The sequence below is a fragment of the Cloacibacillus sp. genome (genome assembly GCF_020860125.1).
In the GTDB taxonomy this organism is placed as follows: Bacteria; Synergistota; Synergistia; order Synergistales; family Synergistaceae; genus Cloacibacillus.
The window spans coordinates 23,389-40,570 of the sequence record NZ_JAJBUX010000002.1 but is presented as its reverse complement, the minus strand read 5'-3'; the positions used below and the strand labels follow the sequence as shown (position 1 = coordinate 40,570).

Sequence of the window (17,182 nt, the reverse complement as noted above, 5' to 3'; positions counted from 1 at the left end):
AATTTATCACTTAATCCACCTGTGACCGGCGGACGATAAAAAGGCGGGAGTGAAATACCGCGCACTCCCGCCTATCCCTTACCTTTTCTTTTTCAGCGCCGGCGGTACGAGCGCCAGCAGGGCGAGCGCGCCGAATCCCGCGCTGCATCCGCCCGACGAACCGCCGGAGGGCTTCGGCGCCGGGGCGCCGCCGGTCTTTACGATGGCCGCCGGGTCGGTTATCACTCCGACCGCGTCATTCAGGTCATATTTGCCGCCGTCGGCGATGAAGAGCAGCAGTTGGTATTTTTTGTCCTTATCCACCGCTCCCGCGGCGAGCTTTCCGTCCATGCCGAGCACGGTGAAGCTGCCGTCCGTAAAGCCGGAGGCTTTATACCGGAATTTGAGCATCTCTGTGGTGGAGACGATTTTGCGCACGTCCACCTTTTCTATCGTATCGGAGAGCAGGTCGGAGCCCTTTACCACCCAGGCGGAGACAGCCGTTTTTCCTTTCTCCGTCCTTACGGAGAACAGCGGCAGCGTGAGGATGGATTCGAGCGCCGCGCCATCTTCAAGGTTCGCCTTAATGATCTCCTTCGCCCTGGTATCCTTCAGAGAGACGGAGCCATCGGATACCTCAAGCTCCTCCGCTTTGATATCCGAGGAGATATCCTTTGCCGCGGCTTCCATGTTGTCATATACCGCCGGGGTCTCCGATATGTCTATGTCCTTTGATATCTCCACGGAGTTGTCGACGTCCGGCTGTTTGGGCTGTGGCTTTGCGGGAGAGTTCACCGTTACGGCGCAGGAGTCGGTTTCACCGCCGTTGTTTGTGGTGACGGTGACCGTCGCTTTTCCGGCCTTGAGCGCCGTAAGTTTGCCGGACTGATCTGTGGAGACGGTTTCCGGCGCGCTGCTTGACCACGTGACGCTCTTATCCGTCGCGTTGATTGGGGACACCGTCGCCGTGAGCTGCGCGCTTTCGCCGACGTTCAGCGTGAGGTCGCGGCTGGAAAGGGTCACATTTTCGACGGATATCGGCTTGGGGGCGTCATCCCGCACTTCGATATAAAAGGTGAAGGTCACGTTTTTAGCGGAGGCTTTGCCGCCGCCGAAGTCTGTCGGCGTGAGCGTCGCGGTGACCGTTATCGTGCTTTCGCCTCTGCCTGCGGCGGTGAAGGCCACCGCGCTGCCGGTCGTCTCTTCAACTTTAAGAACGCTGTTGTCGGAGGCCGCCGCTTTTACATTTGTCACATGGGCGGCGAAGCCGGCGTTATCCAGCAGCGTCTTCAGCGTGATCGTTCCCTGCTCGCCGACAGATATGAGGCTCTTGTCAAGCGTGGCGGTCAGGGTCGTGACGACGCCGGTCTCTCCGGAGATCTTATGGATGTCCAACGATGTGCTATTATCGTCGCCGGTGCCCTTATCGGCTCCCATCCAGCCGCAGTTTCTCGTTGTAAGGTCTGAAGTTTTTCCTGTGATTCCACCAGCCAAAGGTATAGTCCCGTCCGCGGTGATTGTACCGCTGCTAACGCAGTCTGACATTTTTGAATACTCACTGTATCCGACGATTCCGCCTGCATAGTTTCTTGCATTGTTGCCCGAAGCTGTGACATCGCCGGTGTTTGTGCAGTTCGCTATTATGCCGGTGTTGTCACGCGCCGATATGCCGCCGGCAAAGTTGTTTATTGTACCTGTCGCCGTTATCTCTCCGGAGTTGACGCAGTTTGACAGTTTAACATTAGCGCCGTTAAATGGGTTGCGTCCGGTGATCCCACCGGCGAACTGTTCTGAAGGAAATTCTCCACCGGCAGCCGAGCAGACAGAATTGGTATTGACGCAGCCCGATATTACAGAACTGCCGTCCGCAGTTGCAGCGATGCCGCCAGTGAGGCAGTAGTAACCGGAGGCATCGACCCTGCCGTTGTTGACGCAGTTTGCCAGCGTCCCGTTCATATTGTAGCCGATGACGCCGCCTGTGTGGCTGTTTACGTCCGTGTTAGGTTTGGCGCACGTATAGAGAGTCTTTACGCCGCTCGTGTTCGTGCAGTTTCGCAGCGTGCCCATATTGTATCCCGCGAAGCCGCCCACACAGAGTTGTTCATGGTCTTCACCCGTAGACGTAATGTCAATCTCCCCGTCCAGGGTAAGGTTGATAACCTTGCCATCCGCGCCGATGTATCCGAAAAATCCGGCGGCCTTGCTGTCTGTGTCTCTGTAGATTTTTGGTACGACGACGAGGCTTGCGGAGGTTATCTCATATCCGCTCACCGTGAAGCCGCCGCCGTTGAAGGTCCCGGTGTAGCCGTTCGGGGTCTTATCGGTATATTTGCCGATCGGCCCCCACTCGCCGCTGAGGACGATGTCCGACGTGAGCTTTGCGTCGGAAGAGGCGGGGATATCTCCACTGTTGACGCTGTCGCGGAACCAGATGAGCTCGTCGGCCGTCCCTATCTGATATACGTTGTCTTTTGTGGCTGGTTCCGTCCCCGCCGCCCGCGCCGTCATGGGGGCCGCGAGCGCGGCGGCGAGTATAAATAAGAGCGTGGCTAGAAGATAAAGTAACCGATGATTACTTTTCCGGGGGATGATCATAGTTTGATTTTGCCGTTTGCGCGTTTTTTTCTACATTTTGCTGTCTCTCCTTTTCATCCTGATATATTGAAGCCGCGGCGTGCCGGTGTGTAAACCGTCCTGTGTAGCATATTAATACGGATTATTCTTGAGCGATAGTACCCGAACCGGGTACTCTTTTCACGTAAATCGGCTAAAATCGGCGTTTATACGCGCCGCTGACTTAGCTCAACAAGGTCGGAAAATCCTCGACGCACGAAAGTGCGCCTGCGGTTTTCCGGCCTTATTTCGCGTCGTCATCGACACGTCTAAACGCCGATTTCCTTCGGGTGGGAAAAGAGATAAATGGTGATTTATCTTTGTTCAGTCATGCCGGGCTTGACCCGGAATCCAGCGGCATGGGGTTTTGTGTTTTTGCCTTACGGGACGCGGGGGACGCGGAGGCTGGTGTGGCTCACGTCTTTGTTTGTATCGGCGGCTTTCTTGCCCGCTTCCTCCTCCCGGTATGGAAAAGCGTATTGTGCGCAGATTTTCCGCGCATTTGATTGTCTTTTCACACTTTATAATAGATGTATCGCGGCGGCTGTCTGCCGGGAAGATAATCATAAATCAGAGATAGTGAACGGCGCTGCGGTTCGCGTAAGAGATAACAGGTAAAGAGGTAAAAGGATATGAAAAGAGAGAATACGGCTCCCACACATATAGAGGTGCGCGGGGCGAGGGCAAACAATTTAAAGGATATTGACGTGGATATCCCGCTGAACCGTTTTGTAGCGGTCTGCGGCGTCTCCGGTTCGGGAAAGAGCACGCTCGCGACGGATGTCCTTTACGCGGAGGGGGCGCGGCGGTATTTGCAGGCGCTGTCTACGTACACGCGCCGCCGCATCGGGCAGTCGGCGCGCCCCGACGTGGAGCGTATCCGTTATCTGCCGAGCGCCGTGGCGCTGCGCCAGCGCCCAGTCGTTCCCGGTATCAGGAGCACGCTGGGAACGATGAGCGAGCTTCTCAATATTCTGCGCCTCTCGTTTTCGCGGCTGGGCTCACATCTTTGCCCGAACGGGCACAGGCTTCCCCCCTCTCTTGATACGGCGCGGCTGGGAAGGAGCGTATGTCCGGAGTGCGGCGTGGAGTTCGCCCCCTTTTCCGCCGAGGATTTTGCCTTCAATTCGCTGGGTGCCTGCCCCGAATGCCGCGGCACCGGCGTCGTGGAGGAGATCGATGAGAGCAGGCTTATCGCCGATCCCAATAAGAGTATCAACGAGGGGGCGGTCGCCGGCTGGCGGGTTCCGGGTTCATTTTTTTATGTTCCCACGGCGGAGGCGATCGGTATTCCCATTGATATCCCCTTTAAGGATTTGACGGAGGAGCAGAAGGATTTTGTCCTTCATGGGAAGATGAGCTGTAAGACTCCGGTCTCCGTAATGACCGGCGCGGGCAAGGTCTACGAGATGAAGGCGCAGTATCTGAACGCGGCGGATGCGGTGGCGCACGCCTATAACGGCACGGAGAGCGAAAAGATCAGGACGAGGCTCGCGGAGCAGTTTTATCATATCGGGATCTGCCGGAGCTGCCACGGCGGCCGTTTCGCGCCGAAGCTTCTCACGACGCTTCTCGCGGGGAAAAATATCGCCGAGGTCTCGGCTCTTTCCCTCGCCGCTTTGGAGGCTTACGCGGGTTCCGTGCCGGAGACGCTGCCGGAGGTGATGCGCCCGATGGCGCGGAAGCTCATGGGGGAGCTGGCCGAGGGGATCGCGCCGCTGCTTGCCCTGGGTCTCTCTTATCTGTCGCTCGACCGAGGAGGCGGCACTTTGTCAACGGGCGAGCTGCAGCGCGTGCAGCTCGCGCGGACGCTGCGCAGCGAAACGACGGGCGTGCTTTATGTGCTGGACGAACCCTCCATCGGCCTGCACCCACAAAACGCGGAGGGGCTGACGGATGTATTCAGCAGGCTGCGGGAGCAGGGCAATTCTCTCGTCGTGGTCGATCATGACATAGATATTCTGCGCCAGGCCGATTGGCTGATCGAAATGGGCGTGGGGGCCGGAGAAAACGGCGGGCGGGTGATCGCCGAGGGGACGGTGGCGTCTGTCGAAGGAGATCCCCGTTCCGTTATCGGCGGGTATCTCTCGGGCGCGGAGAGGCTGCTGGTCCGCGAAGGCGGCGAAGCGGCAAAGGATAAGGGCGTGATATCCGTCGAGGTTGACGAAATTTATACTTTAAAGGATGTAACGGTGCGGATTCCGACAGGGAAGCTTACGGCGGTGACCGGCGTCTCCGGCTCCGGCAAGTCGACGCTGATTCTCGACTGCCTAGTCCCCGCGGTGCGGGCGGCGGTGAGGAGGCAGCCCCTGCCCTCTCACGTCGTGAGGGCGGAGACGGCCGGCATCCGCCGCGTCGTCATGGTCGACGCTGTCCCTGTGGGGCAGAATACACGTTCGACGCTGGCGACCTATTCCGGCATCATGGACGGGGTGAGGGCCCTGTTCGCGGCGACGGAGGAGGCGCAAAAAAGGGGCTGGGAGGCGGGGCATTTTTCTTATAATCTGAAAAGCGGCGCCTGCGGGACCTGCGGCGGTACGGGGATCGTATCTCTTGATATCCAGTATCTGCCCGATATGGATCTGGTCTGTCCCGACTGCGGCGGCCGGAGGTATTCGCCGGAGACGCTTGAGGTCAGGTGGCAGGGGATGAGCGTCGCCGATGTGCTCGACCTCTCCGTGGACGAGGCCTGCGGGGTATTCAAAGATAACGGCCTCATCCGCGAAAAGCTGGAGTCGCTCGAGGGGCTTGGCCTCGGTTATCTGAAGCTGGGAGAGGCGACCTCCGCGCTCTCCGGCGGCGAGGCACAGCGGATGAAGCTCGTATCGGAGCTGGGGCGTGACCAGCGGGGGACTCTTTTCGTCTTTGACGAGCCGACGACGGGGCTTCACCCGCAGGACATCCGCAGACTCCTGCAGATATTTGACCGGCTGATCGGGGCGGGGGGCACGGTCGTGGTCATTGAACATGACCTTGATATGATCGCCAACGCGGATTTTATCGTCGATATGGGCCCCGGCGGCGGGGAGGAGGGCGGACGGATCATCGCCTCGGGCGGCGCGAGGGATATATGCGGCAGCGAGGTGAGTTTAACGGGAAGGTATCTCAGAAGGTATGCGGAAAGTTATGGCGTCAGGTGGTGAGGCTGCCCTGACGGATTGCCAACCGCAGGTAAAGCCGCCGTCGTGGGAACCGGCGGCGGGAGTTTTATGGCGGCGCTGTTTGGGGTTTGCCGCTTTCGTATGGTTTTAATTCGTTTTTACATACGGGAGGCGGCGTCGAAGGCCAGCGGCGAGCGTTCGCATTCGTCGGGCTCCATCGACAGCTGGAAGCAGAGGGAACTGCCCTTCATCCTCTCGCTGGCGTAGGAGAGGCCGTTTGTGCGTTCGTCGAGGAAGGGATGGTCTATCTGCTCCGGGTCGCCGACCATGACGATTTTTGTGCCTTTGCCGACGCGCGTAATGATGCCCTTCGCCTGTTTGGGCGTGAGATTCTGCGCCTCGTCGATTATCAGGTATGTTTTGGTGATGGTGCGTCCGCGCACGAAGTTGAGCGCCTCTGTGGCGATATAGTCGCGCGCGAAAAGTTCCTCTATTTTGCCCGCGAGCTCATATTCGTCTTTGTAACGCTCTTTCTCGTCGCGGTCGACGAGCACCTTGAGGTTGTCGATGACGGGGCGCAGGAAGGGGGCGATTTTCTCCTGCTCGCTGCCCGGCAGGAAGCCGATATCGGAATCGAACTGCACGTTGGGGCGCGTGACCAGTATCCGGCGGTACTCCCTCTCCGGGCCGTTCATGATCTTTTCCAGCCCCACCGCGAGAGAATAGAAGGTCTTCGCCATCCCCGCGGGGCCCTTTATTATCACGAGCGGCGCGGTCTCGGCGTCCTGCATCAGCGCCTCCTGCATGAAGCGCTGCCCGACGTTCTTCGGCTTGATGCCGAAGGGCTCTTTTTTCAGGCTCTCCAGCGGCACGATGCACTTTCCGTTGAAGCGTCCGAGCAGAGTCTTTTTATCCGAGAGTTCGGAGCGTATGATCACAAACTGATTTACCACCGGAAGGAAGGGCGTTTTCTCATCTCCTCTTATAAGGTAGACCTCTTCGACGGGGAGCCCCTTTTTCTTGAAGCCGCTCATGTTTTCGTCGGCGGTATAAACTACCGCGCGTCCCGTGTACTGTTCGGTAAGTCTGGGGGACTGTTCGGTGGTGAAGTCCTCCGCCGTGAGCCCCATCATCTGCGCCTTGAGCCGCACGAGGATATCTTTGCTGACGAGGATGATTCGCTCTCCGCCGTCCGCGAGCCCCTTGCATATCTTTAGGATGCGGTTGTCGTTTTTTACCTCGGGAAGTCCCTCGGGGAGCGTGACATTTACAAAATTGGCCTCCACCCGCAGAGTTCCCCCGTCAGGCAGCTTCACGCCCGCGAGCAGGTTGCCCGTGAGCCGCAGCTTTTCGAGGATGCGGATGGTCTCCCGCGCGTTGGCCCCGCGTTCTCCCTCGTCGCTTTTGAGCCTGTCGAGCTCCTCCAGACAGACGATCGGCAGCACCACGTCGTTCTCTTCAAAAGACAGGAGAGCCAGCGGCGACTGGATCATCACATTCGTGTCGAGCACATAGACCTTGTTCATAGACACCCTCCCTAAAAGCTGATTTTACTGTTTGGATTATATAAATAGAATGTAAAGCCCTCTGCCTCTGAATGGTAAAAGTTGTGTAACGGGGCTGCCGCGTGGCGCGCCCCTTTGGCGGCGCCTGTATGCGGGATGCCGGCGCGGCGGTCTTGTATTGTTAAAATGGTGTAAAAACAGGCGGCGAAGTTTTTTGTACCCGTGCCGCGATCTGCCGAAGGCGCAGCGGCAGCTCCCTCTTTTATTGTATAATAGTCGGGCTGTGGTTTATCTTTTGCTTTGAGAGGAATTTATGATGTTTTTGGTGGATACGCATTGTCATTTGAATAGAGAATACTACCCCGACGGTCTGGCGGAGGTTTTTACGCACGCCGCCGATAACGATGTGCGGCGCATGGTGTTCGCCTCCGCGGACGTCGCGACGAGCCGCGAGGCGGCGGCGCTTGCCTCCTCGCAGACGGATTCGCCGGAGATATACGCGCTTGCCGGCGTACATCCGCACGAGGCGGAGAATGTCTCCCCCTCTTATATCGCGGAGCTTGAGGCGATTGCCGCGGACAAGCGGGTCTGCGCCGTCGGAGAGATAGGCCTTGATTATTTTTACGACCATTCGCCGCGCGAGATACAGCGCCGCGTATTTTCCGAGCAGATAGAGCTTGCGAAGAGGATCGGCAAACCGATTGTCATCCATGTGCGCGACGCGCAGAACAGGGCGGAGGGCGACGCCAACGACGAGGTATACGCGATGCTCCGCGAGCAGGGAGCAGATGCGGTAGGCGGCGTCATTCACTGTTTCTCCGGCCGCGCGGAGGACGCGAAGGCGGCGCTCGAGCTCGGCTTTTACATCTCCTTCGCCGGTCCCGTCACCTACCCGAAGAACCAGGCGCTGCGCGAGATCGCGATGACGGTGCCGCTGGACCGCATCCTCTGCGAGACAGATTCGCCCTATCTCGCGCCGCAGGGCTTCCGCGGCAGGCAGAACGAGCCGTGGCATGTACGTTCGGTCTATGAGTATCTTTCGATGCTCATGGGGCTTCCGCTTGAGGAGTTCGCGTTGGCGGTTAAGGAGAACGGCGAAAGAATATTCGGATGGGGCAGGTAGATAGGATGTTTGAATATAAGCTGACGGCGCAGTGTCCGGAGACCGGCGCGCGCGCCGGGGAGTTTACGACGCCGCACGGAGTGATAAAGACGCCGGTCTTTATGCCGGTGGGGACGCAGGCCACCGTCAAGGCGATGACGCCGCCCGAGCTGGAGGGGCTGGGCGCGCAGATAATTCTCGGCAATACCTATCATCTCCATATGCGTCCTGGCGAGGATATCGTCGAAGAGGCGGGCGGGCTGCACCGCTTTATGGGCTGGGATCATCCGATCCTGACGGACAGCGGCGGTTTTCAAGTCTTTTCGCTCGCCAATATAAATAAGATAAAAGAGGACGGCGTCGAGTTCCGTTCGCATATCGACGGCAGCCGGCACTTTATGCGTCCCGAGGATTCGATGGCGATACAGCAGAAGCTCGGCAGCGATATCGCGATGGCCTTTGACGAATGTGTCTCTTTGCCGACGACGCCCGAATATTCGCACGAGGCGATGGAACGCACGATACGCTGGGCGGGGCGCTGCCGCGAATATCACAGCCGCCCGGATCAGGCGCTCTTTGGCATCGTCCAGGGGGCACTCTACGAGAGCCAGCGCATTGAGTGTATCGAACGGCTGGAAGAGATCGGCTTCCCCGGCTACGGTATCGGTGGCCTCTCCGTCGGCGAGAGCCACGCGGAGATGTACCGCGTCCTTGACGCGCTCTCGCCGCATATGCCGCAGGACAAGCCGCGTTATCTTATGGGCGTCGGCTTTCCGACGAACCTCGTGGAGGGCATCGCGCGCGGAATCGACATGTTCGACTGCGTGCTGCCGACGCGCAACGGACGCAACGGGCAGCTGCTTACGAGCTTTGGCAAGATGAATATCAAGAATCTCGCCTTCGCGCGCGACTACACGCCGGTGGACCCGAACTGCGGCTGTTATGTCTGCCGTAATTTCACACGCGCCTATCTGCGCCACCTTTACACGGCGGGAGAGATTTTGGCGGCGCGCCTTTGCAGCTGGCACAACCTTTATTTCCTTGTGAATCTGGTGAACGGCGCGCGGCAGGCGATAATCGAGGGCCGCTTCCCGGCCTTCCGCCGCAATTTTATGGAAAACTTTATGGAGGGCGCCTATCTCAATGAATGATCTGGGGCGCGGTGAAGGGATGATCGCTTCCAAGCTCACGCCGGATTGCGTATCTGTCGCGGAGCGCGCGGCGGCGAGAATGGCCTCGCTCTCTCCCGAACAGCGGGAGCTGATGGAGCGGGGGGCGGAGATAATAAGGGCGGGTGGGCTCGTCGCCTTCCCGACGGAGACCGTATATGGCCTCGGCGCGAACGCGCTTGACGCGGAGGCGGTGAAGAGGATATATGAAACGAAGGGCCGCCCCTCGGACAACCCGCTGATTCTTCACGTCTCCTCGATCGCGATGACGGAAAGTCTTGTCGAAATAAACTGGCGCGCGCGCCTGCTGATGGAGAAATTCTGGCCGGGCCCGCTTTCGATAGTGCTGCCGGCGAAGGAGATCGTCCCTGCGCGCACGCGCGGCGGCCTTTCGACGGCGGCGGTGCGTATGCCTGATACCACCGTGGCGCTTGCGCTGATAGAAAAATCCGGCCTGCCGATCGCCGCCCCGAGTGCCAACATCAGCGGCCGCCCCAGCCCGACTGACGCCGCGACGGTGCGGCAGGAGATAGGGGATATCATTCCCCTCATCATTGACGGCGGTGACACGCGCCTTGGCCTTGAGTCGACGGTAATTGATATGACGGGAGAGCACCCCGTGTTGCTGCGCCCCGGAGGCCTGCCGAAAGAGGCGGTCGAGGCGGCTCTTAATATGGAGGTGCTGCTGCCGCAGGACCAGAAGATGATCCGGCGTTCCCCCGGTACAAGGTACCGCCACTACGCGCCGTCGATACCGCTGAGGCTGACGGCCCCGCACGCGATACCGGCGGAGGCCGAAAACTGGGCCTGGCTCGGCACGGAGATCCCCAACGGCGCGCCGCGTATAAAGATAATCTTCAAGGACGACGCTGAATACGCGAGGGAGCTCTTCCGCGCGCTGCGCACCCTCGAAAAGAGCGGCGCGCAGATCATCTACGCCGAACTCCCCGAAGAAAACGGCATCGGCCGCGCCCTAAAAGACCGCCTGACAAGGGCGGCGGGGGGATAATTCTCCGTTTTTTGCCGATATTTTGTCATTTGTAATTAATTGCCGCCCATTCGCCGTATGGCGGGAGCGGTTTTTTTATTTATGCCGCAGCCATCCTACGCCACCAGGCGTCCCATCTTTGTCCTGTCGGGCAGAGGGGCGTCCTTTATTGTGTGAGCGGCTTCGATGAAAGCCATCATCGACTCCGTCATATATTTATTTTTGTGGTGGACGAGAGAAAAGGTCCGGTCCCATTCGCCGCCGGCGCAGCAAATCGCGCGGATATTTCCGGCGTCGAGGTGGGGGATCAGCAGGCGGACGGAGGCGACGCCGACGCAGCCCTCTTCCCGCACGGCCCGCAGCGTCGAGTCAAAGCAGGCCACCTCCCATTTTATCCTGAGCTTTCTTTTCTGTTCGGTGATAAAATTCTCGAATATCTCGCGTGTTCCGCTGCCATGTTCGCGCATTACGAAGCTTTCACGGCAGAGTTCGTCGAGGCTGATATATTTTTTCACGGCGAAGCGGTGGTCCGAGGCGCAGAAGAGGGTCACATAATCGTCCATCAGGTGAGAGCAGATTATATCCGGGTTCCGTATCTTTCCCTCGACCACCGCGACATCCAGTTCGGAGCGCAGCAGCATCTCCTCTATCGTCTGCGTATTGTTGACATAGCTGTAGATATCGGTGCCGGGGCGCGCCGCGGAAAAATTTCTGACGAGGCCGGGCATAACGCACATTCCCACGGTGACGGAGGAGCCGATGCGGAGCGTGTCGCGGCGCACGGCGGGGGACATGTTGTATTCTAGGTTTTCGTAGGCGTTTACCACTTCTTTCACGTATCCCAGGAGCCGTTTACCCTCCTCTGTAATATGAAGCTTTTTTGAGAGCCGTTCAAAGAGCTTGACAGAATAGTATTCCTCCAGCTCCCTGATGATCTGGCTCACGGTCGGCTGCGATAGATGATGGCCGTGCGCGGCGGCGCTCATCTTACCGCTCTCCGCTACGGAGATAAAAATTCTCAGATGATGAAGTGTCATGGTCTCCCCTCCGCATATAGGTTTTACCTATGAGTTAGATTATATTTTATTATTATTAATAATTGAAAGATAGTCCTATAATAAGCGGCAGCAAATAAATAATTCCAAAGGGCGTGAAATTTTGAAGATTCTTGTGATCGGCGGCGTAGCGGCGGGCACAAAGGTAGCGGCGAAACTCAAAAGAGAGAACCGCGGCGCTGAGGTGCGGATACTGGCTAAGGATAAAGATATCTCTTACGCGGGCTGCGGCCTGCCTTATTATGTCGGCGGCGTCATTGCCGACAAAGGGGCGCTTATCGTCAATACCCCGAAAAAGTTCTCCGCGCTTACAGGGGCCGACGTTATAACCGGCAAAGAGGCCGTTTCGCTTGATAGGACGGCTAAAACGGTGACTGTCGTCGATACTGGGACGAAAGAGCGCGAGGTTTATTCCTACGATAAGCTTGTAATCGCGACCGGCGCGAGCCCGGTGGCGCCCCGTCTGCCCGGAATCGAACTTAAAAACGTCTTTTTTATGAGAAAACCTGAGGACGCCGTCGCTCTGCGCGCGGCGATCGAATCGGGAGAGGTCAAGCGCGTCGTCGTAGCCGGCGGCGGCTTCATCGGCCTTGAGGTTGCGGAGAACCTCTCAGCGACGGATATCAGGGTCTCGGTCATTGATATGGCCAGTCAGATACTCCCTGGTTTTGACCCTGAGGTGGCTGCCTATGTTGAGAGACACCTTGCCGACCGCGGCATCGTCTGCTTCACGGGGACCAAGCTTGAGGGGATCATCGGCGATGAAAGAGTGGAGAAGATCAAGACCGACAGGCGTGCTATAAAAGCCGACGCGGTAGTGCTCTCGCTCGGGATTCGGCCTAACACCGCATTCCTCGCCGGCAGCGGTATAGAACTTACCTCCGGTGGGACGATCAAGGTCGACGGGCAGATGCGGACCAACGATCCCGACGTCTACGCCGTCGGTGACTGCGTTACGGTGACGAACCGTATAACCGGCGCTCCCGCCTGGTCGCCGATGGGCTCTTCAGCCAATATCGAGGGCCGTCTCGCCGCGAGGGTGCTCGCGGGAGAACAGCCCACCTATCCCGGCGTTCTCGGCACCGGCGTCTGCATGCTGCCCGAGCTCAACGTCGGGCGGACCGGTCTCACAGAGGCGGCGGCGCGGGATGCCGGCTATGACGTTGCGGCGGTTACGGCTGTCGTTGACGACAAGGCTCACTACTATCCCGGCGCCTCCAACTTCATCGTTAAAATGATCGCGGATAGGAAGAGCGGTAAGTTTCTCGGTTTGCAGGTGCTTGGCAAGGGCGCGGTTGACAAGATGGTCGACATCGCCGTGGTCGCGCTGACAATGGGGGCCACGCTGCACGATCTTGAGAACATGGACCTCGCTTACGCGCCGCCATTCTCAACGGCGATACATCCCTTCGCGCATACTCTCAACGTCCTTCTCAACAAGATCAGCGGCGAGATGGATTCCATAACCCCGGCGGAGTATATGGAGGGCAAAGCTGAGGGATATAAGATCGTTGACGTTTCGATAAACCCCACTCTGGAGGGCGTGCCCTATATCGACATCACAAAGATAAACGGCACGCTGCCGGAATACGGAACGGACGAAAAACTGCTTCTCGTCTGCGCGAAGGGCAAACGCGCCTACATGACGCAAAACAGAATGAAATTTTATGGTTATAATAACACCAAGGTGCTCGAGGCCGGGCACACGTTCAATGAAATAGAGACGGAAGAGTAAGAAATCAAAGGGCTTAAGGGAGAGAAATCAGTTATGGTAAACGGTTCTGTTACGCCGGAGGAAGAAAAATCGGTAAAGGCGCTTGGCTTTCTGAGAAACAGGGGAACGAACAACTTCTCTGGGAGGATCATCACGGTGAACGGCAAGATAAGCGCCGATCAGATGATCTGCCTGTCGGAGGCGGCGAAGCTCCACGGAAACGGCGTCGTTATGATGACGACGCGCCTCACTATCGAATGTCAGGGTATACCGTTCGATAAGATAGAGGACTTCCGCGCTTATATCGCTAAGGCGGGGCTCACGACGGGAGGCACCGGCTCCAAGGTACACCCTGTCGTCTCCTGCAAGGGGACGACATGCCAGTATGGCCTTATCGATACCTTTGAACTCTCGGAGGAGATCCACGAGCGCTTCTACAACGGCTACAGGTCGGTAAAACTGCCGCATAAGTTCAAGATCGCAGTCGGAGGCTGCCCGAATAACTGCGTCAAGCCGGACCTTAACGACGTTGGTATCATCGGTCAGCTGATCCCTAACTTCGACGAGGACAGCTGCAGCGGCTGTAAAAAGTGCGCCGTAGAAAAATTCTGTCCGGTAGGCGCGGCGAAGATGAAAGACGGCCTGCTGGAGATAGATGAAGAAAAATGCAACAACTGCGGGCGCTGCATCGGCGTGTGCAACTTTGACGCCATCGCGGATGGGACGCTGGGCTACAAGATATATATCGGCGGCAGATGGGGAAAGTCCACCGCCGTCGGCAGGCCCCTTAGTAAAATCTTCACTGATAAGGAAGAGGCTCTCGCGGCGATCGAGCGGGCGATCCTGCTGTTCCGCGAACAGGGAAAGACGGGAGAGCGCTTTGCCTCCACCATTTCTCGCCTCGGCTTTGAGTACGTCGAAAAAGAGCTGCTCGACGGCGACATCCTTGAGAGAAAAAATGATATCCTCGAAGCCAATCTCCACACGGTAGGCGGAGCCACCTGCTAGAAGATATTTTCCCGATATTAACATAACGAACGCGGCTGACATCGAACTTGTCAGCCACGTTTTGTCTTTGACGTGTACTTATCGTCCGGCAGGACCGCAGTATCGGCAAGGGAAAAAATAAACCCAGCTACAATCAGGAACCGGGAGTTTTGTCGGTGGTGGCCCAAGGCTCCTACTGTATTCGCGGTTATTTTCATATATTCGGACAATTCAATATTTTGAGCCATTTGGATTGACTTCGATAAGAAGACCTCTGCCATCTGATAAAGTGTACTTTTTATCTTTTATTGGAGCATTTTTCAACATGTATTCTGTTAAGCCTTGTAACATTACAAATCACCGACCGTATAAAAGATATTTTGCGGTACTTTTTTATACGGTTTATTATACGGTAATGAGGGAGTAGATTGCTTATCAATGATAATCAAAGCATGAGAACAAAAAGAAAAATCCCTGTCTATGACAGGAATTTTTATACATTTGCTAATCAGTGATTATCAAAAATGGTGGGCCCATCAGGAATCGAACCTGAAACCATCCGGTTATGAGCCGGGAGCTCTAACCAATTGAGCTATGGGCCCCAATGTAAGGGTACGGCGGCTAGTCTATCGTTATCGCCGATACCGGGCAGCTGTCGGCCGCCTCTTTTGCCAGAGAACTTACCTCCTGGTCGATGACCATGCACTTGCCTTCATCTTCGTCCAGCTTGAAATTCTGCGGACAGAGCTCAGAGCACACACCACAGCCGATGCAATCATCAAGGTTCACTTTAATACCCATGGCGGGTCACCTCCCTTCCACGAGGTAAGATTCTACGACATTTTTGGTGATACGTCAAACACTTTTTTATAAACGGCTCAGCGCCGCTCCTATTCTTTGCCGGGGGTGACTACGAGGCGGTTCTGTCCCTCAGCGTTGTGTTTCAGGGTCAGCAGCGAGTGATAGTTAGGCACGGATTTTTCTTTGGGTTCATCGTAGGCGATGAAGACGCCGATGCCGGCGACCTCGGCGTCGAACTGCTTTGCCATGAGGAGCATGCCGGAGGCGGTGCTGCCGCCGTGCATGAAGTCATCGACGATGAGGACGCGGCAGCCGCGCCGCATCTGGCGCGTGCCGATGTACATTGTCTTTACGTCTCCGCTCGCGGTGGGGTAGTGTACGCCGACGGCGGCGCCGTCGCTGGGGCGGTTGCGGAAGCGGCAGACGGCGAGAGGCACGCCAAGAGCATAGGCGGCGAACATCGCGATGGGGATGCCCTTGACCTCTGAGGTCATGACGACGTCGGGCTCGGCGTCGGTGAAGAGCGAGGCCATGCAGTAGCCGAGGGAGAGCGCCGTCTCCGGATTGAATATCAGGTCGCTGTAGTAGATTAGCCCGCCGGGGAGGTTTCTCTCCGGATCGGTCAGCTTTTCCGCGATTTCTGAGAGCAGCGTCTGGCGGTATTCCGGGGTGCATATGGGCACGAAGCGCGCGCCGCCGCTGCGTCCGCGGTCGACCTGCATCTGTCCGAAGCCCTCCGCTCCCATAGCCGAGTTGATTACCTCCACATCGTCGCTAATTACGGTCTTTGAGACGTTAAATTTGCTTGCAAGATCTGTCAGGGAGATGAGCTTTGACGGACAGAGCATGAATTTCGCCGCTAACCTGACCAGCCTTTCTGTTCTTTGACCCCTCATGATAATCACTCCAAATAAAATGTTTTTAAGATCCAGTTTTCGTTGTCGTATATTTTTTCCGCGCCGCGGGCCGCTTCGGAGCTGTCATAGAGGCCGAAGAAGGCACTGCCACTGCCGCATAGGCCCCAGCCGCAGGCTCCCGTCGCCGCGGCTATCTCCTCCGCGATGCCATACTCCCGGTGTTCCGCCGCAAGCACTGGAAAGAAGTCGTTGGGCAGCCTGCCGTTGCAGCGCCTGTTTTGCAGTTTTTCCAAGTACTCGGCGGACTCTTTCGCGATTTCTTCGGCTGTCGGCGCATAATAGCCGCCGGCGTCATCGCGCATGGCGTCAAGCTTCGCGTAGGCCTCTTTGGTGTTTGACCCCCATTTGGGAAAGGCCAGTATCCAACCGAGCTTTGGCGCCTCCCCGGCTGGAGTCAGCAGCTCTCCCACGCCGCGCGCTTCGGCGATTTCACTGCCTGACGCGAGGAAGGCGACATCCGCGCCGAGCTTTCCAATCTGTTCCGCCGTCATTTTTAGGGCGAAATTTTCCCTAAGCCACCCCAGCAGTGCGGCGGCATTGCCGCTTCCCGCCCCGATCCCGCTGCCGGCAGGGAAAAATTTCTCGAGCCTTATTTTTAGGGGAGGGATACCCGCAGTATATTTTCTTGCCGTCAGGAGAGCCTTAGTTACAAGATTTTCTCCCATTATCGGCATGCCCTCTACGTCCAGAGAATCTCCCATAATTTCATCGCAATTTACCTGAATTGTCAACCTCTCTATCGCCTTTTTTTGCCAAAATAGGGAGTATATTTCATGATATCCGTCGCTGCGCCGGGATAGTATCCGTAATATGAGGTTTATTTTGATGGGGGAGTCTATTATGCTTCGCACTTTTATCCTCCTGCGTGTATACTAAAACGCCCCGGCTCGTCTGCCGGGGCGTAGTCAGTCAAAGAACTTCTAAAAGAGATTTTCTCCACTGGGTTCCAGCTGCAATTCAACTTCTCTTGTAAGGAGATCCGTGTAGCTGAATGAGATTGTGCTCTGCTGAGATTCTATGAACACCGTAAAAAGGCTCGGATATGTCTCTTTTATTATCCCTGTGCGCTCCTCAATTTTGCGCCTGCCGTTGGCCGCGCGGTATGAGATTTTGGACCCTTTGTGGAGAGACACTATCTCACGAATTGATTCTAAAGTATACGCCATTACACAACACCTCCACAAGTCATTAAATAATTGTACATCAAAATTGACGAGTTTGCAATACAATCTATGCAATAGGGGTGCAATT

The 17,182-nt window shown here is 57.0% G+C and carries 14 protein-coding genes and 1 tRNA gene; 7 read left to right on the top strand and 8 right to left on the bottom strand.

Features of this window, described 5'->3' with window-relative positions; genetic code table 11:
* Positions 1-78 precede the first annotated feature (78 nt).
* Positions 79-2,574 (bottom strand): Ig-like domain-containing protein, encoded by a 2,496-nt coding sequence (locus LIO98_RS00395; RefSeq protein ID WP_291952330.1) that lies wholly within the window; start codon positions 2,572-2,574, stop codon positions 79-81.
* Between the two features lie 308 nt (positions 2,575-2,882).
* On the opposite strand from LIO98_RS00395, the gene LIO98_RS00390 reads away from it, so the two are divergent.
* Both LIO98_RS00390 and LIO98_RS00385 read left to right on the top strand, forming a co-directional pair.
* On the top strand, positions 2,883-3,098 hold the full coding sequence (locus LIO98_RS00390; protein WP_291952329.1) for a hypothetical protein: 216 nt from the start codon (positions 2,883-2,885) through the stop codon (positions 3,096-3,098).
* Between the two features lie 126 nt (positions 3,099-3,224).
* On the top strand, positions 3,225-5,735 hold the full coding sequence (locus LIO98_RS00385; protein WP_291952328.1) for an excinuclease ABC subunit UvrA: 2,511 nt from the start codon (positions 3,225-3,227) through the stop codon (positions 5,733-5,735).
* Positions 5,736-5,851: 116 nt separating this feature from the next.
* Here LIO98_RS00385 and LIO98_RS00380 read toward each other — a convergent pair whose 3' ends face one another.
* Positions 5,852-7,219 carry a PhoH family protein gene (locus LIO98_RS00380; RefSeq protein ID WP_291952327.1) on the bottom strand — a complete coding sequence of 456 codons (1,368 nt, stop codon included), beginning with the start codon at positions 7,217-7,219 and terminating at the stop codon, positions 5,852-5,854.
* Between the two features lie 292 nt (positions 7,220-7,511).
* On the opposite strand from LIO98_RS00380, the gene LIO98_RS00375 reads away from it, so the two are divergent.
* Genes LIO98_RS00375 through LIO98_RS00365 form a run of 3 tightly spaced genes read left to right on the top strand, consistent with a single transcriptional unit; the run spans position 7,512 to position 10,478 of the window.
* Positions 7,512-8,321, top strand: coding sequence for a TatD family hydrolase (locus tag LIO98_RS00375; protein ID WP_363303751.1), 810 nt, complete (start codon positions 7,512-7,514; stop codon positions 8,319-8,321).
* Between the two features lie 5 nt (positions 8,322-8,326).
* Complete coding sequence (tgt, locus tag LIO98_RS00370; protein ID WP_291952325.1) at positions 8,327-9,451, top strand: tRNA guanosine(34) transglycosylase Tgt; 1,125 nt, start codon at positions 8,327-8,329, stop codon at positions 9,449-9,451.
* Positions 9,444-10,478: an L-threonylcarbamoyladenylate synthase gene (locus tag LIO98_RS00365; RefSeq protein WP_291952324.1), complete on the top strand. Its 1,035-nt coding sequence runs from the start codon at positions 9,444-9,446 to the stop codon at positions 10,476-10,478. The genes tgt and LIO98_RS00365 overlap by 8 nt, the downstream gene beginning before the upstream one ends.
* 95 nt (positions 10,479-10,573) lie before the next feature.
* On the opposite strand, the gene LIO98_RS00360 is transcribed toward LIO98_RS00365, so the two are convergent.
* Entirely contained in the window at positions 10,574-11,494 is a 921-nt protein-coding gene (locus LIO98_RS00360; protein ID WP_291952323.1) for a LysR family transcriptional regulator, read from the bottom strand.
* A 121-nt stretch (positions 11,495-11,615) separates the two neighbouring features.
* Between LIO98_RS00360 and LIO98_RS00355 the strand changes: the two genes are divergently transcribed.
* Together LIO98_RS00355 and LIO98_RS00350 are read left to right on the top strand one after the other, a co-directional pair.
* The gene (locus tag LIO98_RS00355) at positions 11,616-13,247 is read left to right on the top strand and encodes an FAD-dependent oxidoreductase (RefSeq protein WP_291952322.1); all 1,632 of its coding nucleotides are present in this window, start codon (positions 11,616-11,618) and stop codon (positions 13,245-13,247) included.
* Positions 13,248-13,280: 33 nt separating this feature from the next.
* A complete protein-coding gene (locus LIO98_RS00350) occupies positions 13,281-14,234 on the top strand; it encodes a 4Fe-4S binding protein (RefSeq protein ID WP_291952321.1) in 954 nt (317 codons plus the stop codon).
* Positions 14,235-14,738: 504 nt separating this feature from the next.
* Here LIO98_RS00350 and LIO98_RS00345 read toward each other — a convergent pair.
* The 5 genes from LIO98_RS00345 to LIO98_RS00325 all read right to left on the bottom strand — a co-directional run bounded on the left by LIO98_RS00345 (position 14,739) and on the right by LIO98_RS00325 (position 17,097).
* A tRNA-Ile gene (locus LIO98_RS00345) sits at positions 14,739-14,815 on the bottom strand.
* Positions 14,816-14,834: 19 nt separating this feature from the next.
* Positions 14,835-15,014 (bottom strand): ferredoxin, encoded by a 180-nt coding sequence (locus LIO98_RS00340; RefSeq protein WP_066744086.1) that lies wholly within the window; start codon positions 15,012-15,014, stop codon positions 14,835-14,837.
* Between the two features lie 89 nt (positions 15,015-15,103).
* Positions 15,104-15,910, bottom strand: coding sequence for a phosphoribosyltransferase family protein (locus LIO98_RS00335; protein WP_291952320.1), 807 nt, complete (start codon positions 15,908-15,910; stop codon positions 15,104-15,106).
* A gap of 5 nt (positions 15,911-15,915) precedes the next feature.
* On the bottom strand, positions 15,916-16,632 hold the full coding sequence (locus LIO98_RS00330) for a hypothetical protein (protein ID WP_291952319.1): 717 nt from the start codon (positions 16,630-16,632) through the stop codon (positions 15,916-15,918).
* Positions 16,633-16,851: 219 nt separating this feature from the next.
* Positions 16,852-17,097, bottom strand: coding sequence for a Veg family protein (locus LIO98_RS00325; protein WP_066744090.1), 246 nt, complete (start codon positions 17,095-17,097; stop codon positions 16,852-16,854).
* Positions 17,098-17,182: the final 85 nt, after the last annotated feature.